This window comes from Methylophaga sp. OBS4 (assembly GCF_026319305.1).
Lineage (GTDB): Bacteria > Pseudomonadota > Gammaproteobacteria > Nitrosococcales > Methylophagaceae > Methylophaga.
Genome location: NZ_JAPDMV010000026.1, coordinates 1 through 25,901, shown reverse-complemented (window position 1 = coordinate 25,901; position 25,901 = coordinate 1). Strand labels below are relative to the sequence as shown.

At 50.5% G+C, this 25,901-nt stretch carries 34 protein-coding genes; 6 read left to right on the top strand and 28 right to left on the bottom strand.

The annotated features are described in order from the left end of the window. Positions 1 to 34: 34 nt before the first annotated feature. The 6 genes from OMP95_RS09290 to OMP95_RS09265 are packed head-to-tail and all read right to left on the bottom strand — an operon-like array spanning position 35 to position 2,331. Positions 35 to 436 (bottom strand): hypothetical protein, encoded by a 402-nt coding sequence (locus OMP95_RS09290; RefSeq protein WP_266328102.1) that lies wholly within the window; start codon positions 434 to 436, stop codon positions 35 to 37. A 15-nt stretch (positions 437 to 451) separates the two neighbouring features. Further along, positions 452 to 757 carry a DUF3175 domain-containing protein gene (locus tag OMP95_RS09285; protein ID WP_266328100.1) on the bottom strand — a complete coding sequence of 102 codons (306 nt, stop codon included), beginning with the start codon at positions 755 to 757 and terminating at the stop codon, positions 452 to 454. A 9-nt stretch (positions 758 to 766) separates the two neighbouring features. Next, positions 767 to 1,312: a dihydrofolate reductase family protein gene (locus OMP95_RS09280; protein ID WP_266328098.1), complete on the bottom strand. Its 546-nt coding sequence runs from the start codon at positions 1,310 to 1,312 to the stop codon at positions 767 to 769. Between the two features lie 22 nt (positions 1,313 to 1,334). After that, positions 1,335 to 1,787, bottom strand: a complete 453-nt coding sequence (locus OMP95_RS09275; protein ID WP_266328096.1) for a GNAT family N-acetyltransferase — start codon at positions 1,785 to 1,787, stop codon at positions 1,335 to 1,337. A gap of 22 nt (positions 1,788 to 1,809) precedes the next feature. Further along, entirely contained in the window at positions 1,810 to 2,157 is a 348-nt protein-coding gene (locus OMP95_RS09270; protein ID WP_266328094.1) for a GFA family protein, read from the bottom strand. Positions 2,158 to 2,178: 21 nt separating this feature from the next. Continuing rightward, positions 2,179 to 2,331, bottom strand: coding sequence for a hypothetical protein (locus OMP95_RS09265; protein WP_266328092.1), 153 nt, complete (start codon positions 2,329 to 2,331; stop codon positions 2,179 to 2,181). 42 nt (positions 2,332 to 2,373) lie between these two features. On the opposite strand from OMP95_RS09265, the gene OMP95_RS09260 reads away from it, so the two are divergent. Beyond that, the gene (locus OMP95_RS09260; RefSeq protein ID WP_266328090.1) at positions 2,374 to 3,120 is read left to right on the top strand and encodes a ferredoxin--NADP reductase; all 747 of its coding nucleotides are present in this window, start codon (positions 2,374 to 2,376) and stop codon (positions 3,118 to 3,120) included. A gap of 305 nt (positions 3,121 to 3,425) precedes the next feature. Here OMP95_RS09260 and OMP95_RS09255 read toward each other — a convergent pair whose 3' ends face one another. The 15 genes from OMP95_RS09255 to OMP95_RS09185 all read right to left on the bottom strand — a co-directional run bounded on the left by OMP95_RS09255 (position 3,426) and on the right by OMP95_RS09185 (position 14,107). Further along, entirely contained in the window at positions 3,426 to 3,779 is a 354-nt protein-coding gene (locus OMP95_RS09255; protein WP_266328088.1) for a VOC family protein, read from the bottom strand. Positions 3,780 to 3,796: 17 nt separating this feature from the next. Next, positions 3,797 to 4,267: a response regulator gene (locus tag OMP95_RS09250; protein ID WP_266328086.1), complete on the bottom strand. Its 471-nt coding sequence runs from the start codon at positions 4,265 to 4,267 to the stop codon at positions 3,797 to 3,799. A 2-nt stretch (positions 4,268 to 4,269) separates the two neighbouring features. Beyond that, positions 4,270 to 5,730: a sensor histidine kinase gene (locus tag OMP95_RS09245; protein ID WP_266328084.1), complete on the bottom strand. Its 1,461-nt coding sequence runs from the start codon at positions 5,728 to 5,730 to the stop codon at positions 4,270 to 4,272. A 138-nt stretch (positions 5,731 to 5,868) separates the two neighbouring features. Further along, positions 5,869 to 6,267: a type II secretion system protein GspG gene (locus tag OMP95_RS09240; protein WP_266328082.1), complete on the bottom strand. Its 399-nt coding sequence runs from the start codon at positions 6,265 to 6,267 to the stop codon at positions 5,869 to 5,871. 61 nt (positions 6,268 to 6,328) lie between these two features. Then, positions 6,329 to 7,558, bottom strand: a complete 1,230-nt coding sequence (locus tag OMP95_RS09235) for a hemolysin family protein (protein ID WP_266328080.1) — start codon at positions 7,556 to 7,558, stop codon at positions 6,329 to 6,331. Positions 7,559 to 7,637: 79 nt separating this feature from the next. Next, positions 7,638 to 8,186, bottom strand: coding sequence for a Spy/CpxP family protein refolding chaperone (locus OMP95_RS09230; protein WP_266328078.1), 549 nt, complete (start codon positions 8,184 to 8,186; stop codon positions 7,638 to 7,640). An 86-nt stretch (positions 8,187 to 8,272) separates the two neighbouring features. Further along, the gene (locus tag OMP95_RS09225; RefSeq protein WP_266328076.1) at positions 8,273 to 8,743 is read right to left on the bottom strand and encodes a VOC family protein; all 471 of its coding nucleotides are present in this window, start codon (positions 8,741 to 8,743) and stop codon (positions 8,273 to 8,275) included. A gap of 1 nt (position 8,744) precedes the next feature. After that, positions 8,745 to 9,128, bottom strand: a complete 384-nt coding sequence (locus tag OMP95_RS09220; protein WP_266328074.1) for a YciI family protein — start codon at positions 9,126 to 9,128, stop codon at positions 8,745 to 8,747. 10 nt (positions 9,129 to 9,138) lie between these two features. Then, the gene (locus OMP95_RS09215; protein ID WP_266328072.1) at positions 9,139 to 9,954 is read right to left on the bottom strand and encodes a YciI family protein; all 816 of its coding nucleotides are present in this window, start codon (positions 9,952 to 9,954) and stop codon (positions 9,139 to 9,141) included. A 14-nt stretch (positions 9,955 to 9,968) separates the two neighbouring features. Further along, positions 9,969 to 10,391 carry a YybH family protein gene (locus OMP95_RS09210; RefSeq protein ID WP_266328070.1) on the bottom strand — a complete coding sequence of 141 codons (423 nt, stop codon included), beginning with the start codon at positions 10,389 to 10,391 and terminating at the stop codon, positions 9,969 to 9,971. Positions 10,392 to 10,485: 94 nt separating this feature from the next. Beyond that, positions 10,486 to 11,712: an RNA polymerase sigma factor gene (locus OMP95_RS09205; protein ID WP_266328067.1), complete on the bottom strand. Its 1,227-nt coding sequence runs from the start codon at positions 11,710 to 11,712 to the stop codon at positions 10,486 to 10,488. A gap of 19 nt (positions 11,713 to 11,731) precedes the next feature. After that, entirely contained in the window at positions 11,732 to 12,466 is a 735-nt protein-coding gene (locus OMP95_RS09200) for an NYN domain-containing protein (protein WP_266328065.1), read from the bottom strand. 44 nt (positions 12,467 to 12,510) lie between these two features. After that, positions 12,511 to 13,173 carry an SDR family oxidoreductase gene (locus OMP95_RS09195; protein ID WP_266328063.1) on the bottom strand — a complete coding sequence of 221 codons (663 nt, stop codon included), beginning with the start codon at positions 13,171 to 13,173 and terminating at the stop codon, positions 12,511 to 12,513. 256 nt (positions 13,174 to 13,429) lie between these two features. Continuing rightward, positions 13,430 to 13,633, bottom strand: coding sequence for a DUF5610 domain-containing protein (locus OMP95_RS09190; protein WP_416234644.1), 204 nt, complete (start codon positions 13,631 to 13,633; stop codon positions 13,430 to 13,432). Between the two features lie 51 nt (positions 13,634 to 13,684). Beyond that, on the bottom strand, positions 13,685 to 14,107 hold the full coding sequence (locus tag OMP95_RS09185) for a thioesterase family protein (RefSeq protein ID WP_266328059.1): 423 nt from the start codon (positions 14,105 to 14,107) through the stop codon (positions 13,685 to 13,687). A 177-nt stretch (positions 14,108 to 14,284) separates the two neighbouring features. Between OMP95_RS09185 and OMP95_RS09180 the strand changes: the two genes are divergently transcribed. From OMP95_RS09180 to OMP95_RS09160, 5 genes are all read left to right on the top strand, one after another. Next, the gene (locus OMP95_RS09180) at positions 14,285 to 14,653 is read left to right on the top strand and encodes an ArsR/SmtB family transcription factor (protein ID WP_266328057.1); all 369 of its coding nucleotides are present in this window, start codon (positions 14,285 to 14,287) and stop codon (positions 14,651 to 14,653) included. A 12-nt stretch (positions 14,654 to 14,665) separates the two neighbouring features. Continuing rightward, positions 14,666 to 15,139, top strand: a complete 474-nt coding sequence (locus OMP95_RS09175) for an ArsI/CadI family heavy metal resistance metalloenzyme (protein WP_266328055.1) — start codon at positions 14,666 to 14,668, stop codon at positions 15,137 to 15,139. Then, on the top strand, positions 15,139 to 15,549 hold the full coding sequence (locus OMP95_RS09170) for an arsenate reductase ArsC (RefSeq protein WP_266328053.1): 411 nt from the start codon (positions 15,139 to 15,141) through the stop codon (positions 15,547 to 15,549). Before OMP95_RS09175 ends, OMP95_RS09170 begins: the two co-directional genes overlap by 1 nt. Beyond that, positions 15,546 to 16,607 (top strand): ACR3 family arsenite efflux transporter, encoded by a 1,062-nt coding sequence (gene arsB, locus OMP95_RS09165; protein WP_266328051.1) that lies wholly within the window; start codon positions 15,546 to 15,548, stop codon positions 16,605 to 16,607. Before OMP95_RS09170 ends, arsB begins: the two co-directional genes overlap by 4 nt. Positions 16,608 to 16,699: 92 nt before the next feature. Next, entirely contained in the window at positions 16,700 to 18,385 is a 1,686-nt protein-coding gene (locus OMP95_RS09160; RefSeq protein WP_266328049.1) for an ATP-binding protein, read from the top strand. A 315-nt stretch (positions 18,386 to 18,700) separates the two neighbouring features. Here the strand turns inward: OMP95_RS09160 and OMP95_RS12505 are convergent, their stop codons facing one another. The 7 genes from OMP95_RS12505 to OMP95_RS09120 all read right to left on the bottom strand — a co-directional run bounded on the left by OMP95_RS12505 (position 18,701) and on the right by OMP95_RS09120 (position 25,470). After that, positions 18,701 to 19,837 carry an ABC transporter ATP-binding protein gene (locus tag OMP95_RS12505; protein WP_323135123.1) on the bottom strand — a complete coding sequence of 379 codons (1,137 nt, stop codon included), beginning with the start codon at positions 19,835 to 19,837 and terminating at the stop codon, positions 18,701 to 18,703. A 4-nt stretch (positions 19,838 to 19,841) separates the two neighbouring features. Next, a complete protein-coding gene (locus OMP95_RS09145; protein ID WP_266328047.1) occupies positions 19,842 to 20,672 on the bottom strand; it encodes a carbohydrate ABC transporter permease in 831 nt (276 codons plus the stop codon). Further along, the gene (locus tag OMP95_RS09140) at positions 20,669 to 21,565 is read right to left on the bottom strand and encodes a carbohydrate ABC transporter permease (protein ID WP_266328045.1); all 897 of its coding nucleotides are present in this window, start codon (positions 21,563 to 21,565) and stop codon (positions 20,669 to 20,671) included. Before OMP95_RS09140 ends, OMP95_RS09145 begins: the two co-directional genes overlap by 4 nt. After that, positions 21,562 to 22,872, bottom strand: coding sequence for an extracellular solute-binding protein (locus OMP95_RS09135; RefSeq protein WP_266328043.1), 1,311 nt, complete (start codon positions 22,870 to 22,872; stop codon positions 21,562 to 21,564). The genes OMP95_RS09140 and OMP95_RS09135 overlap by 4 nt, the downstream gene beginning before the upstream one ends. A 182-nt stretch (positions 22,873 to 23,054) precedes the next feature. Beyond that, positions 23,055 to 23,633 (bottom strand): DUF5610 domain-containing protein, encoded by a 579-nt coding sequence (locus OMP95_RS09130; protein WP_266328041.1) that lies wholly within the window; start codon positions 23,631 to 23,633, stop codon positions 23,055 to 23,057. 118 nt (positions 23,634 to 23,751) lie between these two features. After that, positions 23,752 to 24,561: an aldo/keto reductase family protein gene (locus OMP95_RS09125; RefSeq protein ID WP_266328141.1), complete on the bottom strand. Its 810-nt coding sequence runs from the start codon at positions 24,559 to 24,561 to the stop codon at positions 23,752 to 23,754. A gap of 57 nt (positions 24,562 to 24,618) precedes the next feature. Continuing rightward, the gene (locus OMP95_RS09120; protein ID WP_266328039.1) at positions 24,619 to 25,470 is read right to left on the bottom strand and encodes a GNAT family N-acetyltransferase; all 852 of its coding nucleotides are present in this window, start codon (positions 25,468 to 25,470) and stop codon (positions 24,619 to 24,621) included. Between the last annotated feature and the right edge of the window lie 431 nt (positions 25,471 to 25,901).

Sequence of the window (25,901 nt, the reverse complement as noted above, 5' to 3'; positions counted from 1 at the left end):
AAACCAGCCAATGTGCTTCTTTCATTCGAGGCTGTCAGTTTTTGATATGGTGCAGGATTTGATTGGCCAGCTTTTCCATGGTCTCCAGACTGATATCGGCTTTGTGCAGAAACGTTTCATCATAATGGGTCGGGTCGGCCCAGTGTTTGCCGGTGATCTGGCAGCGTTTGGCTAATTTGTTCAGCCCCAGATCTTCGAGTTCAAAACCCAGCCGGGTCCAGAGGCTGGCCAGATGACTTTCGGTAGCATGATGTCGGTTTTCTGTATCTTGAATCTGACGCATATAGACGGCTGTTTCTCTGGCGGCGATAATCACCTCCCGTAATGCTTTGACCGAATCCTGCTGCCGCTGTTCACTGGCACGATTCAGATTCGCCAGCCAGCTGCGTACATGTTTGAAGATTTCCCACAACAGGCGGGCGTTAATGTTTTCCATCACCATTGGCTGCTATTACTCCGCTTTCTGTTTTCGTCTCGGTCTGCCATAGAGTTCGCGCAGTTCATCCTTGGCCTGTTCCAGTCGCTGTTTCTGTGTTTCCGGCAGCTGACTTCCCGCCCGGTTGATATAAAAGGTCAGCATCGACATGGCCGAACGAAACGGATCAGCCTTGCGGCGTTTGCTTTGCTCGGCCGAGCGTTGTAACGACAGTGCAATTTGTTTGGGATCCTCCCAGGTAAATACGCCCGGTTCCAGATCCAAAGCATCGCTGGTCCCGGTTACTTTTTGTGACCATTTATGCTTGTTGTTCTCTGCCATAATGCGGTATCACGGTGCCGGACGCAGCACTTCGTAGTTAGTCTGAACCAAGCCGTTGCTGAAATGCCTGGTTTTGATATTGCGGAGTTTGATATCGCCCGGCAATGTGCCGAACAGCGGGATACCGCTGCCTATCAGGATGGGCACCCGGGTAATAATCAATTGATTGATTAAACCAGCGATAAGAAAGTTCTGAATAGTTTTACCACCATCAATATAAAGATGGTGAAAGCCGCGCTGGCTCAGTTGCCGGATCACTTCTTCCGGTGAAGCTGTCAGCGACTCGATCATGCCGGTCAGCTCGTCCGGAATGTCAATGGGCTGATTGGTGAGTACAAACACCGGTTTCTTCTCATAAGGCCAGGCACCAAAAGCACGGACTGACTCATAGGTATTACGCCCCATGACCAGGGCATCTACGGAAGTGATGAAATCATGGTAACCGTAATCTTCATTGTTTATTGCTTCTTCCAGAGTAGGCAGCCAGTCAAGTTCGCCATTTTCCCTGGCGATAAAACCATCTACACTGGTCGCAATATAGATACTGGTTTTCATGTTTTCAATCCACTGAATTTATTTAAAACTCTAATCTCATTGGTACCATCTTTGACAGGTGAAAGCCACAGTTTTGATACAGCGTTTGGGCCTTTTTGTTATCGCTGTCGGTCAGCAAAGTCAGGCGCAGACAGCCTTGCTGACGGGCATGTTCAACTGCCCGTTGTAAGAGTTGCTTGCCCAGCCCCATCGCCCGCCAGTCAGGATGGATCACCATATCTTCCAGTATCGCGGCTTTGCCGCCCATCGCGGTGGAAGTCAGGTAAAGCAGGTTTACGGTGCCGATAACTGTACCGTGTTGTTTCATCACCAGAAAGTGGCCCGATTCGGGATTGTCGATAATCATCGCAACCGCCTGTTGCTGGCGGTGTATATCCGGTTTGAAATCGGCTTCTTGTTCGAACAATATCGTCAACAAATGACTGATTGCTGAGATATCTTCTGCTTGAGCGGGATATATGCTGATATTGTTCATTGTTTGGGTGTCTTTCTGCGCGTTATAAGGCGTGGCCGTTGAAGTGTTTGACGGTAATACTGTTCAAATCGATATCGTCGAGGCAACGAATATTAATGGCAGCCGTCTGCTTACCGTCTTTATCCGAACCTTCTTCAAACGGATGGATGCCGCAGGTTGGACAGAATCGGTGCTGAATTACCTTTTTGTTAAAGGTATAGGTGCTGATGTTTTGTTCCGGTGTGAGCAAATGAAATTGTGTATGCGGTACAAACCATAATAACGTGCCCTTACGCGAACAAATAGAGCAATTGCAGGCGAACGCGCTGTCCAGATCACCCTCGACTTCAAACTGAATATTGCCGCAGTGGCAGCTTCCTTTATATTTCATATCAATTCTCTCAGAGTCGTATTAGTGCTCGTTCAGTTGGTCTGTCAGCTCAGGACAAGGCACCGCTCGCTGCGAATGGCCGTAGTCCTCTGCAATAGCTGCATCATAGCCATGGACGTTGAAACCGACAATATCATCTTGAAACAACAATAGAGGCCATTCTGATAGTAACATGTGCGTAACAACGGTAAATACGCTATGAAATAAGGAGGCTGAATGACTAAGTGGATTAAGGGGCAGGTAGTTGAGAACAAGCAATGGAATGATAGTCTGCATTCGTTACGGGTTCAGGCAGATTTTCCTGCATTCAAGGCAGGGCAGTTTACCCGTCTGGCTATCGAAATAGATGGTGAACTAGTCAGTAGACCCTTTTCGTTGGTCAATGCCCCCGGCGAACAGCCATTAGATTTTTATTTTATCGAAGTACTAGACGGAAAACTGTCAATGCCGCTTGCCCATATGAAACCGGGCGATGAAGTACTCGTCGCGCCCCGGGCAGCTGGCCTGTTAATCTTGGATCATTTGCCGCCGGCCAGACATTTGCATCTGCTGTCTACTGGTACCGGTATCGGACCGTTTTTATCCATTATCAAAACCGAGCAGCCGTGGCAGTTGTTCGAAAAAGTGGTGCTGGTACATGCGGTAAGGGAAGAGAGTGAATTGACTTATCAGGATACGATTCGGCAAGTATTGGCCGAGCATGGTGATCAGTTCATTTATGTGCCTTTTGTCAGCCGTGAGCAGTGTAACTTCGCCTTGTCCGGCAGGATTCCTCAGGCGATTCTTGATGGCCGGCTGGAAGAGAGAACCGGACTCCGTTTCAATGCTGAAGATAGTCAGGTCATGTTATGCGGTAATCCGGATATGGTGCAGGAGACGATGGATACCTTGATTGCTGAGCGGGGTATGAAAAAACATAGCCGGCGTGATCCCGGCCAAATCAGTATTGAGAAATATTGGTAAAACGTTATTAACTCTAGCTGCACGTAATAACATTTTTATCCGCAAATTACGCAGATGGACGCCGATTATAATGGAAATTCGGGCAGGTCGGGTTGAGACATGAAAGCAGTAAAAAAAACGGTTCAAATAACTTGTTAAAACAGTCCAGACTTATTCTATACAAACGGGTGGCGTGGGGTTTGCTGCCCCTTCCAATAATGCAATGCTACTTTTCTTAACTTGAGAGAATCTGCGGATAAATGGGTAATAGCCATGTTCAAAGTTCAGATTTATCACATAAGCGGAGTGCGTGTGGCGGCTCATTATCAATGATCGGACCAGACAGCCAGTTCATTACCGTGCGGGTCGAAAAAGTGAAAACGTCGTCCGCCGGGGAAGGCAAAGATGTCTTTGGCAATAGTGCCCCCGTTTTTCAAGACCTGTTCACGTGTTGCTTCAAGATCGATAGCAAATAAGATGATCAGTGCAGCACCATTTTCGCTGCGGGATTTCAGCGTTGATTTGAAAAAACCACCATCAAGCTTATCATCACTGAAGGCGCGGTATTCAGGGCCGTAATCAGTAAATGACCAGCCAAATGTGTTTGAGTAAAATTGCTCCAGTGCATCAAAGTCGCTGCCGGGAAGTTCGATATAATCAATTTTCTGATCGATTGGCATAGCCGTTTCCCCTGTTGTCAGGTCATTTGCGGAGGAGTGTGCGAAGGCAGCACAACCAGGGTAAACCAGTAGTCGCTCAGGCTATCTATCACTTTGGTGAATTGTTCGAAGTCGACCGGTTTGACCATATAGGCATTACAACGCAGTTTGTATGATGCCAAAATATCTTTTTCTGCTTGTGATGAAGTCAGGATGACAACAGGCAGATGTTTTAGCTCTTCATGCCGGTTGATTTCTTCCAGTACTTCGTGCCCGTTCATCCTCGGCATATTCAAGTCGAGCAGGATCAGATCCGGGCTTGGCTTATCCGCATACTCGTCTTCCTTAAATAAAAATTTCATGCATTCTTCGCCATTGGCGACATGGTGCAGGTTGACAGAAAATTTCGCTCGTCGGAAACCGATTCGGGTGAGTTCGACATCATTGGGGTTATCTTCGACCAGCAGCACTTCTGCAAGTCGGCCATTTGATATTTGTGTTGTAGTCATTTTTACGCCTCCCTGATATTGGCGATAGTGAAATAAAAAGTACTGCCTTTTTCAGGTTCTGATTCGACCCACATTCTACCGCCATGGCGATGCACGATACGGCGACAAATTGTGAGGCCGATGCCGGTGCCGGGGTATTCCTGCGGCTCATGCAGACGTTGGAAAATTTCGAAAATCCGTTGTTGATGTTTGGGATGAATACCTATTCCGTTGTCTTGTACCGCAAAAATCCATTCATTGCTGTTGTATTCTGCCGAGATATGAATGCGAGGCATTTTTTTACCGCGATAAACAATGGCATTACAGATCAGGTTTTGTAGGAGTTGAACCAGCTGGGAATCGTCTCCCATGACGTCTGGTAAATCATCATGACTGATTTCGGCCTCTGATTCTGTTATCGATGTATCGACCAGGGCGACAGCCCGATCAAAAACCTCAGTCATACTGATAAGCCCGAAAGGGCTGGCCTGGGAGTCTACGCGGGAATAGGTGAGCAGATCCTGAACCAGAGTTTGCAGATGTTTGGTAGCATTGACAACCCGGTCGATCCAGTCATTGGCTTTGTCATCCAGCTTGTCGGCATAAGTTGACTGCAGCAGTTGTATAAAGCCAACTATGCTGCGCATCGGGGTTTGCAGATCGTGGGAGGCAATATAGGCAAAACGCTGTAACTCGATGTTGCTACGTTCCAGGTTTTCATTCAGGCGTTGCAGGGTCTCGTTAGCCTGCCGGGTTCGTTCACTGATGTCGACAATGGTGCCTATGACAAATAGGCCTTCGTCAGTATTGACGGGGCTGAGGCCGATTTCAACCGGAAATTCGCTGCCATCTTTACGCACCCCCGATAAATCACGTCCGGCGCCCATGCGGCGTGCTGCCGGTGCGACAAAATATTGGGTGCGTAGACCTGGATGTGCGGCGCGGTAGCGTTGTGGTATCAATATCTCTATTTTCTGTGTCAACAATTCATCGCGGCTGTAACCAAACAGCCTTTCCAGTTCATGATTGATCAATACAATAGTGCCGGTTTGATCGATCATGACCATAGCGGTCGGTGCTGACTCGATGGTGGCCCGGAAACGTGCTTCCAGACGTTTGCGTTCGGAAATATCAACAATCGCGCTGACAATAAATAGACCTTCCTCGGTGCTGATCGGGTTGAGGCCGATTTCAATGGGGAATTCGCTGCCGTCTTTGCGCAGGCCATAAAGATCACGGCCTGCGCCCATTGGGCGGGCTACCGGATTATTCGTGAACTGGTTGCGCAAGGCTGGATGATTGCCACGGAAGCGGTGAGGCACCAGGATTTCAATCGTCTCGCCCAACAATTCGTTGGCTTGATATCCGAACAGACGTTCAGTTTGCGCATTGATGAACTCAATGTGTCCCTGGTTATCAACCATCACAATGGCGGTGGGAACCGAGTCGATAATTGCTGTGAGCTGTGCCGTACTCCTGAGCATATCCGTTCATCCCTTATCGAAAGTCCACTTTCTTTCAGGTCCACTGAATAATAGCCTGTTTTGATAATGAATTATAGATGTAAGGTGTGGCGAAGCCTGCGCAAGGAGATTGGGTGTGCTGCCTATACAGCAGAAATATTATTCTGGATAAATATCGCTGTTCGGGCCTGTGCCGCCTTGTTTGCCATCGGCGCCATAGGAAAAGAAATGCGGCCTGGGGGTGGTTGTATAGTGATAGGGATTGCCCCAGGGATCTTTAGCTATACCTTTCAGATACCCGTTCGCAGAAACTCCGGCTGGCTTGGGGTAGCCATTATCAGCAATTAATACCAGCACCCCTTCCTCGTCAGTCGGGTAGCGGCCGGTATCGAGTTTAAATCCGATCAAGATTCGGTTAAGTATCAGCAAGTCATCGAGCACCTGTTGTTTCAGTTGTTGATATCCGGCTTCTGTTTTTTTGTTTTGGATATGCCAGTTTGCCGCTATGGGGAGCAGCATGAGCAGGCAGACCAAAATAATCATTAATTTTGTTTTCATGAGCCTATTCTGACTGTTTGAGTTACTTTCTTAATAATGATAGAGAATTATTCAACAGCCCCTAATGTTGTTGAGGATCGGTTTCTGATGATATTGCCCCTCGGCTCTGTTTTCGTTCTATGGTGTTCGTGTCCAACCCCAGCTTTTGGGCACGTTCTATCCATTGTTTGCGAGCTAAAGCGCGCATATCTTCGACGCTGTCGGTTTCGTCCATGATTTCCATGCCGGTTAACGTTTCCACTAAATCTTCAAGTGTGACTAAACCGATGGTACCGCCATATTCATCGACCACAACAGCGATATGCTGGTGGTCTTTGAGCAGGCGCTCCAGTAAAGAGGATAGTGATGCCGACGCGGGCACGGTATGGATATCACGTTTCAGTGATTTGAGCTTCTGTTCACCAGGCCCCTGAGCCTTGCCCAGCAAGATATCATCCTTAAGTACAAAACCACAGATATCATCGATATCGGTTTGATAAACCGGCAGACGCGAAAACGGCGACTGAGTCACTTCACGCAACGCGTCCTTGATGGCCATGTCTTCGGGCAGGGCGGTAATAACAGTGCGCGGGGTCATGATATCGACGATTTTCAACGACTCGAAGCGCAGCAGATTACGGATAGCCCGTGTTTCCCTATTGTGGATATGGCCGCTTTGTTCGCCGACTCTGGCCATTGCAACCAGCTCGTCACGGCTGAAAAAGTGCAGTTTCTGGTCCTGAGCAAACAGTCGGGTGAGTTTCTCCGACAGCCAGACAATCGGGAACAGCAGTATGGTCAGCATATAAACAAAATACGCGGTCGGCCTGACCAGCCGCGACCAATAAACGGCGCCGATAGTTTTGGGAATGATTTCCGACAAAAACAGGATCATCAACGTCATCACAGCGGAAAAGACACCGAACCAGGCACTGCCGAAAACCACTGTGGCTTTGGCGCCGGCACCAAGCGCACCGACGGTATGGGCAATGGTGTTCAAGGTTAAAATCGCGGCCAGAGATTGATCCACATTATCCTGTTTCAGTCTTTTTAGCAGGGTTGCAAGTTTGGGGTGTTTCGATTTCAGATCCTCGATATACGAAGGCGTTATGCTCAGCAACACCGCCTCTGCTATCGAACACAGAAATGACACCACCAAGGCCAGTGATACAAATATGATAAGCAGTATTACATCGCTATGGCTGGCGGTTGTCAGCACTGATGAAGTGTCGACAACATTCTCGGCAAATGCCGGTTTGAACAACACTAAACCGGTAACAGCAAGGATGGGAAGCTGGAAATGCTTAGGCATCAGGCTCATATAGGGAGAAGTGACAAATAAGGCTGTTATTCATTCGACCCCATTACAGCGGCTAGGTTTTCCCATTTATTCAATGCATATGATGAGGTTGGTTTGGCTGTTGCCTGTCATAACCGCGCAATTGTTGATAGCGTTGCAACTGCTGCTGATTGAGTACCGCTTTCTGTTGCAGGTGAGCACGCAGGTGTACATAACGGATTTTGGTCTGCAAAATGCTGATCTCGGTCAGCAGGCGGGCCAGGTTATCGTCATCTATCATGCTGTCGGCAAACAGCTGATTGAGTTCCCGTTCTTTGGCTACCAGCTGTTCTCCGAGTTGGCCCGCATGCGTTTGCGTATCATCCAACAAGGCCCGGCTCTGTCGGGTTTGCTCCTGGCTTAGATTAAGTTCATTTGCCAGATCCAGCACATGGCGCGGGCCGGGGTAATTATTGAGCTCGGCAGCTTTAGCGTAACCCATGCCCTTGCCGGTTAAATAGCCTGCCACTTCCAGATCTGACAGGGCCTTGATTTCCCTGTTTTGCTGTTCCTGATAGGGGGAGCCTTTGTTGGCCAAGCTGGTACAGCCTGTCACAAATAAGCATAAAGCCAGGATCGGTATTATTGATTTTCCAAACATTCTTTTTCCCAGTCACAACCGTAATCATAAGCATTGTAGCTTGAGACTAATTTATCAATTACCTGAAGATGAAACGTCAACAGATCCTAACCATATGCTTGTTTTAAAGCTGCAATATCTAGTTTGTTCATCTGCAACAATACGGCCATGACCCGTTGCGATCGCGCTTTATCGCTGTCTCGCAGCATCTCACCGAGAACGGTAGGTACAATCTGCCAGGATACGCCAAACTGATCCTGTACCCAGCCGCATTGTTGGGTTTTGCCACCGCCGGTCAGCAGTGCAGCCCAAAGCCGGTCAATTTCATCCTGTGTCTCGCAGTTTACAAACAGCGAAATGGCCGGATTGAACTCGAAATAAGGACCGCCGTTTAGGGCGATAAAGTCCTGACCTTCCAGCTGAAAATCAATTGACAATACCGAGCCGTCCGGGCCGGGACCGACCTCGCCGTAATACATCTGACTGATAATGCGGCTATCGTTAAATACCGACAGGTAAAAGTCGACAGCCTGTTCGGCATGATTATCGAACCATAAACACGGGGTAATTTTTTGCATCTCAGCCACCTCGTCCACCGGCGATATTGCCGATTTCCTGCAGTTCCCTGACCGGGCGTATTTCGATGCTGCCATAACGGGCGGGCGGAATATTGCCCGCCAGTTGTATCGCTTCGTTGATATCGCGGGCTTCCAGCAGATAATAACCGGCCAGCTGTTCCTTGGTTTCGGCAAACGGGCCGTCAGTGACCGTCAGTTTGCCGTCGCGGACCCGCACGGTGGTCGCGGTGTCGACCGACTGTAAGGCATTACCGCCCAACATATGGCCGTTATCGCGTAGCTTGTCGCCGCAGGCCATGCATTCCTGGTTCAAGTTGTCCCATTGCTGCTGCGACATGCCGTTCATGATTTTTTCCTGGTAAAACACCAGAGCCAGATATTTCATCGTTTCTCCCCTAAATACACTGGGCGCAGTTAATCATCCACGGCGTGCCGAAACGATCGACCACTATGCCGAATCTTTCAGCCCAGAATGTTTTTTCGAAAGGCATCTGTATCGTGCCGCCTTCAGCCAGCCGGTCAAAGGTTTGTTCGGCCTGTTCGATGTTATTCATGCCGATCTGCACATGAAAACCCTGTGGCTGTTCAAACATGTCCGGCGGACAGTCCGATCCCATCAGCATCCAGTTACCGACTTTAAGGCAGACATGCATCACTTTGTCATGCATCTCGGCGGGCATGTCGTCCTTCATCGGCGACTCGCCGCCGGTCAGCAGCATCATAATTTCGCCGCCCAGCAGGTCGGCGTAAAACTCGAAGGCTTCGCGGCAGTTGCCGTTGAACAATAGGTAGTTACACATCGAAACCGGGCGTTTTTTCAGCGTCTCATTCAAATCAACGTGCTTTTGCAGGCCTTCGCCTTCGTCAAAGTCACTGAGTTCGAATACCTCGCGCATTTCCAATTCGACATCGGTTTCCGGCCAGCGTTTGACCCAGTCCAAAGCTTCTTGTTTGGAGCCGGTTTCGATAATGGTGTAACCGGCCAATAATTCCTTGGTTTCGGTAAACGGGCCGTCGCTGATAACAGGCTTGCCATCGGTAAATTTGATACGGAAACCTTTTTTGCTGGGTTTAAGGCCTTCACCGGTCACAAATACCCCGGCCTCGGCCATGGCGGTATTGTAGTCAGCCATATCGGACAATTGCTCGTTAGTCGGCATCACACCGGCTTCAGTGTTGCTGTCCGCTTTCCGCATAATCATAAATTTCATCATCGGCTCCTCTATTACGGTTGCAGATCGAACTGAATTTCGCAGGTGTTCATATCGAACGGCAGTGAGAAGTGTTCATGAATGATCAGCCAGCGCCCATCCTGGTTTTTATACACTTGCGTGACGCGCATCCAGCAGGCTTTTTCTTCGCCGTTTTCATCCTTGCCACCGCAGCGGTTGAGAAAACTGCAGACTGCAAGATTGTCATTGACTTCAGTTTCCACAGCCGAGACTTCGAAAGCGGTCAGGCTGCAACCGGACAAGCATTTCTGCCAGTGCGCCTTGTAGCTGTCACGATCGGAGAATTCTAGCGGACCGACGGCATCAAAGGCGCGGACCTGGTCGGCATAGTGGCTCATGATTTGTTCGACGTCCTGGGAGATAACAGCCTGGGCCCAGGCTTCGAGTTGAGTTTGAATGCTTGTTTTTGCGTCCATAATGTTCTCCTTATCTAAGTGGTTGGCTTTAAATAGTCGAACGGGGAACAGCAAAATCGACAGGAGGGACGAAAAAAATTAATTTTTTATAACATTATGATTTATCGGCTAATTCTTCAATACGATGTTGCAGATAACGCTGCTCGGCTCCCTGTTGCGTCAGCTTGAGTGCCAGTTTGTAAGCGTCGCGGGCCTCATCAAGGCGATTCAGGCGGCGACATAAATCGGCACGGGCAGCATAAATCAGATGATAATTTTGTAATTCGCCTCGTGATAAAAGTTCATCAATCAGTTGCAAGCCGACTTCCGGTCCCTGATACATAGCAAGCGCTACGGCGTGGTTCAATGCGACAATGGGGGAAGGTGTGTGTTGCATCAAGGCGCTATATAAACCGGCGATCTGCGGCCAGTCGGTTTTTTCAGATGAAGGTGCTTCTGCATGTACGGCGGCAATGGCCGCCTGCAAGGTAAACGGTCCGAACTGATGGCTGGAAAGGGCCTGCAGCACCAAATCGCAGCCTTCGCGAATCTGCTCCCGGTTCCACAGGCTGCGGTCCTGATCTTCCAATACAATCAAATCGCCGTTTTGATCGGTGCGGGCAGTGCGGCGTGAATCCTGTAACAATAATAAAGCCAGCAAACCCTGCACTTCAGCTTCCGGCAATAACTGCATTAACAGCCGGGCCAGGCGAATCGCTTCGGCTGATAAATCATGGCGGGTCAGTGCTTCGCCGCTGGAAGCGGAATAACCCTCGTTGAACACCAGGTAAATCACCTGCAACACAGCTTGCAAACGTTCTGCAAATTGGGATGGCTCGGGCACTTCATAGGGAATACCGGCATCACGGATCTTGTTCTTGGCCCGTACAATGCGCTGCGCCACCGTGGCCGGTTTGATCAGAAAGGCATGGGCGACTTCTTCTGTGGTCATGCCGCAGACTTCACGCAAGGTCAACGCCAGTTGCGCCTCCACCGACAACGCCGGGTGACAGCAGGTAAAGATCAGACGCAGCCGGTCATCTTCAATATTCTCATCATTAACTTCGGGTTCTTCAGCGGCCAGTTCATCGGCTACCGTGTCCAGAGAATGATCAAAACGTGCTTGTTTTCTGAGCTGATCGATGGCTTTAAAACGCCCGGTGGAAATCAGCCAGGCCCGAGGATTATCGGGTATGCCTTGTTCCGGCCATTTAGTTAATGCCACTGCAAAAGCCTCGTGCATGGCTTCTTCTGCCAGCTCAAAATCCCCTAATAGCCGAATCAACGTTGCCAGAATCTGGCGGGAGTCGGTTTGGTAGAGCGTATCCAGATATTCATTCATGAATGACCAAGGCGTATGTTTATTTCCTGCGTTTATCTCTTACGTAGAGAACTTTTGTGTTCGAGTCACCTATTTGCCTTTCTTCCACTTCAAACAGTTTTGTCGCCAATACTAATTCGCCCAATTTTTTGTAGCCGTAATTGCGTGGGTCAAACTCGGGCGCTTGTTTGGCAATAGTGCTGCCGACCGGGCCGAGTTGTGACCAGCCGCTTTCATCTGAGGAAGCATCGATAGCGTTGCGTAACAGGCTGACCAGTTTGGTATCCTGCCGCAATTCCGTGCTGGATTTTCTTTCTATGGCCTGGCTTTCATCCGTTTTAGCGCGAAGCACTTCGGTATAGATGAACTTGTCGCAGGCTGAGACGAAAGGGGAAGGCGTTTTTTGTTCGCCAAAGCCATATACAGTCAGCCCTGATTCCCTGATGCGCGATGCCAGTTTGGTAAAATCGCTATCACTGGAAACAATGCAGAAGCCATTGAAATTACCGGTGTAGAGCAAGTCCATGGCATCGATAATCATGGCACTGTCGGTGGCGTTTTTGCCCTTGGTGTAGGCGAATTGCTGAATCGGCTGGATAGAATGTTCCAGCAGCACCTCCTTCCAACCTTTAAGGCCGGGTAAAGTCCAGTCGCCATAGATCCGCTTAACGCTGGCGACGCCGTAATTGGCGATTTCTGCCAGCAGATCATCCACAATGCTGGGCTGGGCATTATCGGCATCAATGAGCACCGCTAATTTATCGGTATTATCCATAGCTTGGTTATGTCCTTGTGTTGTTAGTGCAGGGTTTTGCTTTCTTAACCCAGCCTGCCTTTGATAGCTCTGATAAAAGCTTCTTTAATAGGTATATCGCCCTGATAGATTTCATCAAGTTGATTAATCGCTTCTGAGTGATCCAGACATTGCACAATACAGGCTGCTACATCCGATCTGGAAATGATTTGTTCGTCTTTATTGGTCGGTCGCTTAGTGGTGATAAGGCCGGTGGCCGGTTCATCAGTAAGGCGGCCTGGGCGCAGGATGGTGTAGTGCAGGCCGCTCTCCAGCAGGTGTTTGTCGGCAAAATGTTTGCAGATGTTGTAGTGCTTGATCGCAGGTGTGCCCTGTTCCGGATCACCGGCATCACGCGAGCTGACCATCACAAACTGTTTGATATGGTGTTGTTTGGCTTTGTCGACGGCTTTGCAGGCACCCCACAGATCAACCAGAATGGTTTTATCGGCACCGGTTTTGCCACCGGAACCTGCGGTAAACACCACTTTATCGCAGTCTGCAAAGGCTTCGTCAGGCAGGTCTTGTTCCAGATCGCCGATAACGGCTTCAGCACCGAGCTTTTCCATTTCGGCTTTTTGTTCGGGGCGACGGACCATCGCTTTAACAGGCAGGTGCTGCTGCGTCATCAGTTTAATCAGCAGTTTGCCGATCTGACCGTGAGCGCCGATGACTAAGGTCTTGTCCATGGCGTTGCTCCTTGTTTGCAGTTGTCATTAATTATATTGCATAGCTTGTTGCTGCGGGCGTCAACCTAAATGTAAATAAGGATAAAAATAAAGTACGGGCTTTCGTCATGCAGGCAGCACTTTATAAATGGCTGGTGGAAAGCTTATACCCATAAATCAAGAGGACAGCAGGCCCGGAATGCCGGCTTCAGGATGCCTGAAGCGCGCTGTAGTTTTCCAAAAAGGTTTGTAAACCTTGCTGAACAAGGTCGTAGGTTTAATCAATATTGCTGGCGATAACGCCTTCCAAAACCTGTAAATCATTGGGGATATCGCGGGCTTCAGCAAACCCATGATTAATACCGCTGCCAATCACTGCCACAAAGGATTGCAGTGCTTCTTCAACACTCATGTCTTCATGGCAGGCGTAATAAGTATTAAAAAGCCTGCGTTGAGATCTGCTGTCCGAACGGCGCTTCACTTTTGTTGGCGGGACAACCTTGTATTGGTTGATTATGTGCGGATTTTAGCCTTATTTAGCCAGTTGTTTTTGCATGATTTTCTGGTCAAACCGGCTGCGTTCGATGATAAAGCGTTCATGCACACCTTTGGCAATCAGATCTATGCCATCGTGGGCTTCAACTGCAAAAACCAACCTGCGTCCATCCATTTCAATCAGCTCTACCGTGGCTGTGACTTCCAGCCCGACAGGCGTAGCAGCTTCATGACTGATATCGATATGGGTGCCGAGAGTTTGTTCCCGTGGCCAATCGATATAGGGGTTGATAGCTTTAATACAGGTCCACTCGAGAAAACCGACCAGAAAGCCGGTGGCAAATACGGCGGGCATTGCGATAAATTCTTCAGCTTCGGGATACAAGGCTGCCACCGTTTTAGAAACCGGTACGGTGAACCGGTGCTGATATTTCAAACCGGGTTGCAGTGCCAGGTTCATCCCTTGCCTCGCTGACGGTGTGGAAGAGGCTATCGTTAAATTAAATCAGCTAAATTTCAAGTGTTTTACCAATCTGTCTTCGAATAAACGGACAAACCAAATTCAGATCCCGATAGGTTGAATATTTAATATGTCGATAATTGTTGACATAAATAATATGTCCATTATTCTAGACGTATGGAAATACAACAAGCGATTATTATTTTTGATGCCCTGTCACAGGAAACGCGGCTGAGGGCATTCAGATTGCTGGTGGCGGCGGGGCCGGAAGGACTGCCTGCCGGTGCCATCAGCGAGCAGTTGAGTACGCCGCATAACACGATGTCATTTCATCTCAATCATTTATTTAATGCGGGCATAGTGACTTCGCGCAAAGTGGGGCGGTCTGTCATTTATGCCGCCAATTTTGACGAAATGCGCGAGCTGATTGGTTTTATGGTGAAGGACTGTTGCAGTCAGGACATGGCGACTATTCGTGAAGATGCCGTTAGTGGCTGTTCGATAATCGAGCTGACCGGTTGTTGCAGTGATAAAACTCAGAAATAAGAGGGGCTGAAAATGAAAAGAATGCATATACATGTTGGCGTTGAGGATATCGCCCAGAGCGTCAAGTTTTACACGGCTTTGTTTGGTGCCGAACCGGCCAAGACCATGCCAGATTATGCCAAGTGGATGCTGGATGATCCGCGTATCAACTTCGCGATTTCAACCCGCGCTGGCAAAAAAGGTGTTGACCACCTCGGTTTTCAGGTTGATAGCGATGTTGAACTGGATGAAATTCGAGAACGTATCAATGCGGCTGATATTAAGGTAATTGATGAGGGTGAAACGGTTTGCTGTTATGCCGAATCGGATAAATCCTGGGTTCTGGATCCGGCCGGCATTGCCTGGGAAGCTTACCAAACCATGGGCGAAGCCCAGATGTTTTCTGCTAAAGAAGCGTCACAGGACAGTGCCTGTTGTGTGCCGTTAGTGGTTGATAATACGGCGTGTTGTGAACCGTCTGATACCAACACGGGATGTTGTGGTTAATGAAAAAAGTACTGATATTGTGCTCGGGCAATTCTTGTCGCTCGGTGATGGCGGAGGCCTTGATCAATCATCTGAAACAGGGGGAATACCAAGCTGTCAGTGCCGGTAGTTTTCCGGCAGGTTTTGTGCACCCCAAGTCGATTGAAACGTTACAGCGTCATGGTATTGATGCCGGTAAGCCACGCAGTAAATCGTGGGATGAGTTTGCGGGTCAGCCGTTTGATTATGTGATTACGGTATGTGATCAGGCGGCCAACGAAGCATGCCCGGTTTTTCCAGGGCAATACCGCAAACTGCATTGGAGTACGCCCGATCCGAGTAAAGTCCAGGGCAGCGCGGCAGAGATTGATCAGGCATTTGACCAAGCCTTTCAAATGCTGAAATCACGCATTGAACAGGAGTTGGCATGAGCATAGCTGAAGCAGTTGAAACACCAGCACCTATAGGTTTTTTCGAGCGTTATCTGACTGTCTGGGTCGGCCTGTGTATCGTGACCGGTGTCAGTCTGGGCTGGGTATTTCCCGGCTTGTTTGAAATGATTGCCGGGATTGAATATGCCAGCGTTAACCTGGTGGTGGCGGTGTTTATCTGGCTGATGATTTACCCGATGATGGTCAATGTCGATTTTGCATCCTTGAAGGATGTCGGCAAAAAACCAAAAGGTTTATGTCTGACGCTGGTGGTGAACTGGCTGATTAAACCGTTCACGATGGCGGCGATAGGCATATTGTTTTTTGAATATCTGTTTGCCGGTCTGGTTGAGCCGCAAACAGCCAAGGAATATATCGCAGGTATGATTCTGCTCGGTGTGGCGCCATGTACGGCGATGGTGTTTGTCTGGAGCCAACTGGTCAAAGGCGATGCCAACTACACCTTGGTACAGGTGTCGATTAACGACATCATCATGGTATTTGCCTTTGCCCCGATTGCAGCATTACTGCTGGGCATGACTAATATTATTGTGCCGTGGGAAACCCTGCTCCTGTCCGTAGTGTTATATGTTGTGATTCCGCTGGTTGCCGGTTATATCACCCGCAAAAAACTGAATAACAATACCGAGCATCACCAAATAGTCGAGTTTACAGACAAGATAAAACCCTATTCGATCATGGGCTTGCTGGCGACCGTGGTGCTGCTGTTCGGTTTTCAGGCAGAGACGATTCTCGATAAACCGCTGGTGATCGCCTTGATTGCGATTCCGCTGCTGATCCAAAGCTACGGCATCTTTGTGGTGGCTTATGGCTGGGCATTCTTATGGCGGGTGCCGTTTAATGTGGCTGCGCCAGCTGCTTTGATTGGCACCTCCAACTTTTTCGAGCTGGCGGTGGCCGTTGCGATCAGCCTGTTCGGCCTGCATTCGGGTGCCGCTTTGGCGACTGTGGTCGGCGTGCTGGTGGAAGTGCCGGTGATGTTGTCACTGGTTATGCTGGCAAAAAGAACACAATTCTATTTCGCTGAATTTCGATAGTCATCTTGCAGTCGGCAGTATTAAAAACAGAGGAAAATCACACGTAAAACAAAAGTTGCATAATGCATGATTTGGGGTAAAGTCTATTTTCAATGCCCAGTTGTCATAAAGTCTTACATTCCTTGCTTTTTGTTCTGATTTTGCTTGTAGCTGAAGTCAGCGTCGCCTATTGTGCCGAGAACAGCGCTGAGCTATCAGCTATTGAGTTGACAGCTGACGAGCGTCACTGGATACAGGCAAATCCTGAAGTTTCTGTTGCTGTTAGTCACGGCTGGGCACCGGTTGAGTTTCTAAATGAAGATCACAAGTTCAGGGGCATTTCGGTTGACTACCTGAAACTGCTTGAGAAAAAACTTTCGATCAAGTTCAGATTTGTACACTCAGTCGAAGATCCACAAAAAGAAACGGCTGACATGCTGTCTGCAGTGGCCAATCCTCAATCGCTGGCAAAGTCTAAATTTATTGCCCTGGAAAATCCCTATATGAAAATGCCTTTCGTCATCTTTGTTCGAAAGGAAACCAATGATCTCCAAAACCTGCAAGACCTGAAGGGCAGGAAAGTCGCTGTATTTAAAGCAGGCGCCGCGTCCCGATTGCTCGAAAAAAATCATCCTGAAATTCAATTATATCGGGTCGATATAGCAGATGAAGCGCTGGCAGCGTTGATATCAGGCAAGGTCGATGCCTATATCGGTAACCTGGTTATCATCAATTACGTTGCCCGGAATTTAGGCTTCGGCAATATCAAAGTCATAGATGAAACACCCTATGGATCCTCAATTCACATGGCAGTAAGCGACAATTTGCCTCAGTTAAGATCCATCATCGAAAAAGGGTTGAAGTCTATTACCGATGAAGAAAAAAATGCTATCTCAAGAAATTGGGTAGCGGTGACTTATGAACATAAAACCGACTATCGACTGATATTGCTAATCCTGGGTGCCGCGACAATGTTGACCGGTATGTTCGGATTTTGGGGCTGGAAGCTGAATCAGGAAATAAAGCGGCGAAGGCTCATTGAAGCCGAATTAACCATTGCCAAAGAAAAGGCAGAAACAGCTAATCAGGCTAAATCGCAGTTTTTGGCCAATATGAGCCATGAACTGCGTACACCGTTAAATGCCATTCTCGGTTTTGGGCAACTGCTGGAATCTGCTCCGAAGCTTGGTGCTGAAGACAGGGGTTCCGCTAGGGAAATCGTCAAGGCCGGCAAACATCTGCTGACCTTGATCAGTGAATTATTGGATCTATCAAAGATTGAATCCGGCAAGTTCAGCCTCAAGCTCGAAGCTGTTGAGGCAGATCATCTAATCGACGAGTCTATTGAGCTGATTAAACCATTGGCCCGAAAATGGAATGTCGATGTCATCAAGCAAACCACGCCAGGTATTGTGATCAAGGTTGATGTAACGCGCTTTAAACAGGTCATGCTTAACCTGCTTTCCAATGCGATCAAGTACAACCGGGAGGGTGGCAGTGTTATTATAAAATCCGATAAGTTTGATGACACTCACGCATTATTCAGCATCACAGATACCGGCAAGGGCATTCCTACAGAATTCGTTGAAGAGGTATTCGAGCCTTTCCAACGTCTCAACGCTGAAAAATCGCACATCGAAGGAACGGGCATAGGGCTGAGTATCACCAAGCATATTGTTGAAATGATGAACGGTAAAATCAGGGTGGAAAGTACGGTAGGTGTCAGCAGTACCTTCGAAATCCTGTTACCGCTGTATCACAACCGGCTGGATCATATGCGAGCAGAGCGGTTGAGTTAGTCTGTCCTTCAGGCATTATTGCTACTTCCGGTCGCCACCGTAAGATCAACGACCTCTGACCCTGACTGGTGATATCGAGAAAACCCACATCGGTGACAATCAAATGGAAGCTGGCCCCGGACCGGGCCACGAACCGTTTTCAGCGTGACATGGACTGCTCACCGTTGAGCGTTGTAGATTTGATTGGCCACCTAATTTTCTTCCTTGAGAGATAAAGTGTCGCAGAACACGGTATTACCTTCTGCACGACTGCTGCTAATAAGCTATGGATTGTTTTACCTGGATAGTGATGTAACCGTAGGGGATAGTTTTGACTCAGGCCAGGCTGTTACCGTCTAGACCGAAAAGATGCAGCCGATCAAGGTCGGGAAGCAGATGGATGGGATCGCCGCGGCCAAGCGGGCGGTGCCCGGAAAGCACGCTGACCAGACGCCCTTGTGGGCCCGGCGGGCGGGTGTCAGTGACGAGGGTTGCGACCTCACTGTCTGCGTAAAGAATGGTTTCGTGGCCGAGGGACTCGGTAGTGTTGGTGATGACGGCGAACGTGTCAGGTCCGGTCTTGTCGGTGAGGCTGAGGTGTTCGGGACGGATGCCGGTGAGCAGCTCAGCGTGTGGGTAGACGGTTAGGCCGGAATGGCGCTCGACAACCGTCTTGTTCAGCATCAGGCGCTGCCCGCCCAGCCGCAGATAATGTTTATCACCTTCCTGTTCCAGTGCCGCGCGCATGATGTTCATGCCGGGGCTGCCGATGAAACCGGCGACGAAGATGTTGGCGGGTGAGGTGTAGAGTGTATGCGGCGCTGCGACCTGCTGGAGTTTGCCATCTCGCATCACCGCGACCCGTTGGCCCAGAGTCATTGCCTCGGTCTGATCGTGCGTGACATAAAGGGTGGTGATGCCGAGGCGGGCCTGCAGGGCGGCGATATCGCTGCGGATCTGCACTCGCAGCTTGGCGTCGAGGTTAGAAAGCGGTTCGTCCATCAGGAACAAATCGGCATCGCGGATGATGGCGCGGCCCATGGCGACCCGCTGCTGCTGACCGCCTGACAGCGCCTTGGGACGGCGCTCCAATTGTTTGCTGAGATCGAGCCGCGCCGCTGTTTCCTGCACACGCTTTTCGATTTCGGCAGGCGGAAGTTTCTGCATTTTCAATGGAAAGGCAAGGTTTTGCTGCACCGTCATATGCGGGTAGAGCGCGTAATTCTGGAATACCATCGCAACCTTACGCTGTTGTGGTGGCAGGTTATTGACGACTTGCCCCCCGATGCGGATGAAGCCGGTACTGACCGATTCCAGTCCTGCCACCATGCGCAGCACGGTTGACTTGCCGCAACCGGAAGGGCCCACCAGCACCATCAGTTCTCCGTCCTTAACCGTCAGATCCAGGGAGTCAATGACCTGCTCACCGCCGTCAAAGGATTTGCTTACTTTTTCAAATATGACCTCGGCCATAGCGTTATCCCTTGATTGCCGATGCCGCCACGCCGCGGACGAACCAGCGCTGGAACAGCAGGAAGATCAGCAGTACCGGCGATACCATCATCACGCCGAAAGCGAGGATGTCACCCCACTGGAGCGGCGGCAGGGTGTAGAAACTGGCAATGGCTACCGGCAACGGCCGCACTTCGGGGCCGATAGTGACCATCAGCGGCCATAGGTAGGAACCCCACCAGAGCAGGAAGGTCAGGATGGTCACACTGGCGAACACCGGTTTCGAGTTGGGCACAATGATGCTGAAGAAGATGCGCAAGGTCGATGCGCCGTCCAGTCGCGCCGCTTCCTCCAGTTCCCGCGGCAGGCCGATAAAGAAGGAGTAGAACAGATAGATGGCAAAGGTATTAGCGATAAACGGCAGGATCTGGGCCGTGTAGGTATCGCGCAGGCCGAGCACGGCCACCTGGTAGAATAGTGGCACGGCGATCGCTTCCAGCGGCAGGATCATCAGTGCCAGCACCAGGTTGAACAGCAAATCACGCCCGCGCCACTGCAGGCGGGCAAAGGCATAGGCGGCCAGTGAGTTGACGAGCAGACCGGCGATAACGATGGTGCCGGTGATGAACAGGGAATTGAACAGAAAGCGCAGGAAGTCACTGCGGGCAAAGACGTCGGCATAATTGTCCAGCGAAGCCTCGCCGGGGATAAAGGCGCTCAGCGAGCCGGCTTCCACGAATACCTGCTGATCCGGCTTGAGGCTGCCGACCAGCATCATCACCACCGGCGCCAGGAACAGCAGTGCTGCGAGGGTGAGAAACAGATAGTTGAAGCTGCGCTGTAACCAATATTTCATTTAACCTCCCGCTCTTGCCGTAGCAGCCAGCGCTGCAGTAGCGTGACTATCAGTACCAGCAGGAAAAACACCACGGTCATGGCACTGGCGCGGGCTACCTCCTGGCGGGTGAACAGCGCCTGCACGGTCTCGTACATTACCGTGGTGGTGACGTTGTCGGGGCCGCCGCGGGTCATGATCTGCACCTGATCGAACAGGCGGAAGGCGAGTATTGTGGTGAACAGCATGACGAAGATAAGCGGGTTGCGCAGTTGCGGCAGCGTGATGTGACGAAAGCGCTGCCAGCGTCCGGCACCGTCCAGTGCTGCCGCTTCAAAAAGTTCGCCCGGGATCGCCTGCAGTCCGGCGAGCAGGATCACCATCTGGAAGCCGGCGCCCTGCCAGATGGAGAGCAGCATGATGGCCGGCAATGCCAACTGCTCGTCGCGCAAAAAATCGCGAGGCTGCCAGTAGCCGAAGCTGAGTTGATTGAGAAAGGCGTTGAGCATACCGTCCGGACCGGGCGCGTAGATCAGTACCCAGACCACTGCCACCAGTGACATCGGAAACACCACCGGCATGAAAAACAAGGTGCGGAACAGAGCGGTTCCTTTCAGCCTGTGGTTGAGCAACAAAGCCAGTCCCAGCGCCAGCGCCGTTTGCAGCGGCACCACGATCGCTGCGAACAGCAAGTTGTTGCCCAGGGCGTGGAGAAAGGCTGGATCAGTAAATATCCGGCGAAACTGCTCCAAACCGACATATTCCAGTGGCAGCGGTGAGCCGAGACGCAAATTGGTGAAGGCAAGCAGCAGTGCCAGCAGGAACGGCAACAGTACAAACAGCATCAGGCCGAGCAGGGCCGGTGCAGCTAACAACAGGCCGACGCCGGTTTGATCGCCGAAACGCTGTTTCATCGCTCCACTTCCTCTTTGGCGCGGCCGACCAGCGGATAGCCGCGGTTATCCGCTATCTCGCGGTCGATCTCCTTCGCTGCTGTCGTTAGCGATTGCTGTACCGAGGCACCGGCGCGGATACGAACCACCACTTTCTGGAACTCGGCGGTGATGACCGGATAGGCGGGAGTTTGCGGACGCGGCACACTGTAGCCCTGCTGCAACTGCTCGACGAAAAGGCGCAGCACGCCACCCTCGCGGTAACGGGGAGAGCGGGCGATGGCACGATAACTGGCGGGAACGGCGCTATTAGCCTCGCTCATGGCAAGCACTTCGTCGGTTTTGAGCAGGAAGCTGAGAAACGCGGCTGCCTCGTTGGGATGGCGGCTGTCGGCAGTCATGGCCCAGCACCAGGATCCTTGCCCGCTTTTGGGGCCTTCACCGAAGTCTGGCAGTGGCAGCAGCAACAGGTTATCGCCCAACTTGTCGTGGTAGCGGGGATAGTTCCAGTGGCCGCCCAATGCCAATGCCACCCGGCCGCTGGTGAAGGCGGCATCGTCGATGTTGGGATCGATCCGGCCCTTTTTTATCCAGTTCTGAATAGTCGTCATGGCGGCGATCGAAGCAGGGCCGTCAAGTATTCCGGCGGCCTGCTGCGCATCTCGGTCGATAAGATCTCCGCCGGCGGACTGCAGCAGCGGCGACATGGCATAGGTGTACCACTCGCCGGCGTAGTTGAGCTTGAGGTCGAGCACCTGCGCGTCGGGATCTGTTGCTGCCAACTGTTCAATCAATGCGTCAAACTCATCGATGCTCCAGGGAGCATCGAGACTGGGGATACGGGCGCCAACTTCCTGTAAAGTCCGGCGGTCGGCATAGAGGCCAAGGCCGGAATCGAAAGTGCCTACTGCCCAAAGGCGGTCGTGGTAGCGCCCCTGTTCAAGAATGGATGGGAGCAGATCGTCGAGGAGTGACTGTGATAACAGGTCGTCAAGGGTTCGAAGCCGCCCTTGCCAGGCGTAGGTGTAAAGAAACGGTCCGTCGAATTCGAGCAGATCCGGTAATTCGCCGGCTACTGCTGCGGCCTGCACTTGATCGTTATAGCTGCCTTCAGGAATGAGGGTAAGTTCAATCCGAAACGTTCCTGCTTGCTGCGCGTTGAAGCGGGCCACCTGAGCTCCCAGGGTTCGGCGCTCGCTTTGCTGGCCCGCATGCGCCCACACCTCAATAGTGGTGACGGCACCTGTCGTATCCTCGTCACTGCAGCCGCCGCCGAGCAGGATTGGCAGCAAAGTGAAGGTCAAGGTGATGCGCTTCAACGGGCTCATGTGTTCGCCTCTCCGTTTTATTCACGACCCTTGTTTTGAGTGGTGCCGAACGAGAGAGCGGAGCAAGATATCTCTCTGCTCGACCACTTAGAAGCTGATAGGGATTGTTTTACATGGATAGGGATAGTGATGCAACCGCAACGGAGCGCCGCGGTTGCTCTTGGGCAATGGATAAAAACTTATCAGGCTTGCTGGTTAGTGCTGTAGTTTTTGACAAAGGCTTGCAGGCCTTGTTGAACCAGATCGTAAGTGTGGTCGATATTGGTGGCGACAGTGCCTTTCAGTACTTGCAAGTTGTTGAGAATCTCGCGGGCTTCGCTAAACCCCTGATCAATCCCGTTACTGATGACTTGTGCAAACGAGGTCAGTGCTTCTTCAAGCGTCAGATCCTGATGACTGGCGTAATAAGAATTAAAAAAACCGGTGCCGGCCTGCACAATACGCTCGGCGGTCGCGTCGGGGGAAACATCTGTGTCCTGGAAAAAAGCGCCCTGAATCGCATCACTGCCGAATTCGCTTTGCAACTGTTCATTAATGCCTTCCAGAGCGGTTTTGTAGAGCAACGACAGTGCCCCATCGCCGCGGCTTTCGCTAAGACGCAGCGAAACATCGAGGATGGATTTGTTGAATTCACTAGTCGTGCTTTTTTTCTCGTGAGCCATCGCCGAGATTGTTTGCCCGAAGGGGCCATCACTCTTGTTGGCAGGGTCTTTGGCGAGAGAACTGACTGTTTGACCAAAAGGTTGAAATGACACTGACATTGGTTTGGCCTCGTTGCGTGAGTGATATCCAGGTATCGGCTGATTCCGGGCTGACTTGAGCATTATTTAACCAATTGTTGATGCCTGAAATTCTATAAGTGATGGCGTAGACAGGTTCTTAGTGGTGGAATAATGCCGCTAATGCATCTAGCTCTGTGGCTGACAAGTTGATATCAAAACTGGCGAGATCCTGTTGCATATGTTGCACAGAAGTCGTACCTGTCAGCGGCACGATATCTATTTGACCCAGGTAACAAAACAGAATCTGTTCCGGCGTTGCTTTATGCTGCTGGGCCAGTGACGCCATGGTGGGGTGATGCAGGATATGGGGATTGGCGGTAAGCGTCCAGAAGCTTTGATAAGTGATGCTATGCTCACGACACCAGGCACGCAGCTCAGCGTCATAGTTCGTCTCCTGCACAAAGCGGTTTTGCAAGATTGTCGGCTTGATCTCGGCGTCGGCATATAACGCCTTCACAGTGTCCAGTTGATAACAATTGCTGATCCCCAGCTGTTGGGCACCGCCTTGCTGTTGAATCTGTTCCATGGCGTGCCAGGCCATCAGTGTTCGGGGGTAAGTATCCAAAGGCGAGTGCAATATCAGACTATCGACATAATCGCTATGCAGGTTTTGTTGTGAACAGGCGAACGACTGGGCCACTTGAGTGGCAATCGGTGCAGTGGGATCGTAAGGAACCCGCTTGGGATCCTGGCCGGACAGGGGCGTGAACTTGGTCTGCAGGTAATAATCGGCGCGGGCGACACCTTGATCATGCAAGGTTTTCAAAGCTTCCCCTACCAGCGGCTCCGCGTAATGCTTAGGCTGGCAGGCCGTATCGAAGCCACGAAACCCGGCATTAAAAGCGGTTAAGACCAGCTCCGTTGTGCGTTCTTTTTTCCAGGCAGTGCCATAGATGATAAGTGGCATATTTTTCACGGTTTAAAGCGTTTCCTTCAAGCTCTCTTTGTAATTAACTTTTGCAGCTTAGCCCAACTCAAAAGAAGTTACACCAAATGTCCGGTTTAATGAGATATCCGGCAGTTCCATCGTATACATTCGTGCGGTTTCGAACATGATGGTCATATGGTGACGCTGAGCCAAAGCGACAGCTTGCGTGTTGATTGCCGGTACATCCAGATAAACCGGCTCTGCTGGTGTGACACTGGCCTTTAATGCCAGAAAAAGCTGTTCGGCGAGCTCAGGCGTATCAGCAAACAACGGACCGATTTTATAGCCGCGCAGGCATTTACGAATCACCCCATAGGCAGTAAGTTGGTCATCTTGCATGATGCCTAAAGCCTGGCTTTCAGGCTGGTTAATCCAGTGTTCGATAAAAGTTGAACGATCGGCAGGGAAGAATGCTCTGTCATAGCTCGCCACAATGTCAAAAGGCAAATCAGCCAGCTTTACAAGATTGACATTGTCCGGAAGCTCGCCGCCGCTGAGTCCTTCATAGCGCATATTACGGTGGGCCAGCTTGAAGCCGAATTTTTTGTAATTTTCCTGTTGGGCGACCACGCCATCCAGCCCGATGTTCATGCCGCCAAGATAATCGATAGCTGTGTGCCATATTTGGCGTCCATATCCATTGCCACGATATGCCGGGCTGACGATGAAAAAGCCCAAAAAACCAAACCTGCCCCCATATTTGACGGCAGAAATGGTGGCCACAGGCTTGTTACCGATTTCACCAATAAAAAAACCGCTCGGGTCAGCGGTATAGTAGGTATCGGCATCGTATAGCCCGGGGTTCCATCCCTCTGCTGCTGCCCAATTCACAGCGATATTGAGGTCGTCACGTGTCATTGTTCTTATCGTGAAATTATCAGCAGCCATAAAATCACCTTTAAATCAGCTTAATCGAAAAACTCCTTAAGCTTACGCCTTTGTGGAAATAATGGGGCAGAGACTGGTGGAGCCCCTTGAATCCCAAAGAATTTTCACCTGGGTTCACGGGTCTCCGTGGCAATCCATAAATCCGCAGATTACGCAGATGGACGCAGATTTAAGAACAAGTATTTATGTTGCAGCTTCCCGACACCAAGTAGAAAGTCTTGAGTTGCTTACTCCGACTAGAGGATTGGAAATGAACCGTCATTGCCGCGCCGATAATGGTATAGATTTGCTTATCTCTTGGAATAATCTGCGTCCATCTGCGTAATCTGCGGATTCGTCAAGGGTAGAAGGCTTGTTCAGCCGTTGTCATTCCCTTGGTCAAGGCCGCTTAAGACGGTTAGCCAACAACGCTCTCAACAGCAAATAGAGAA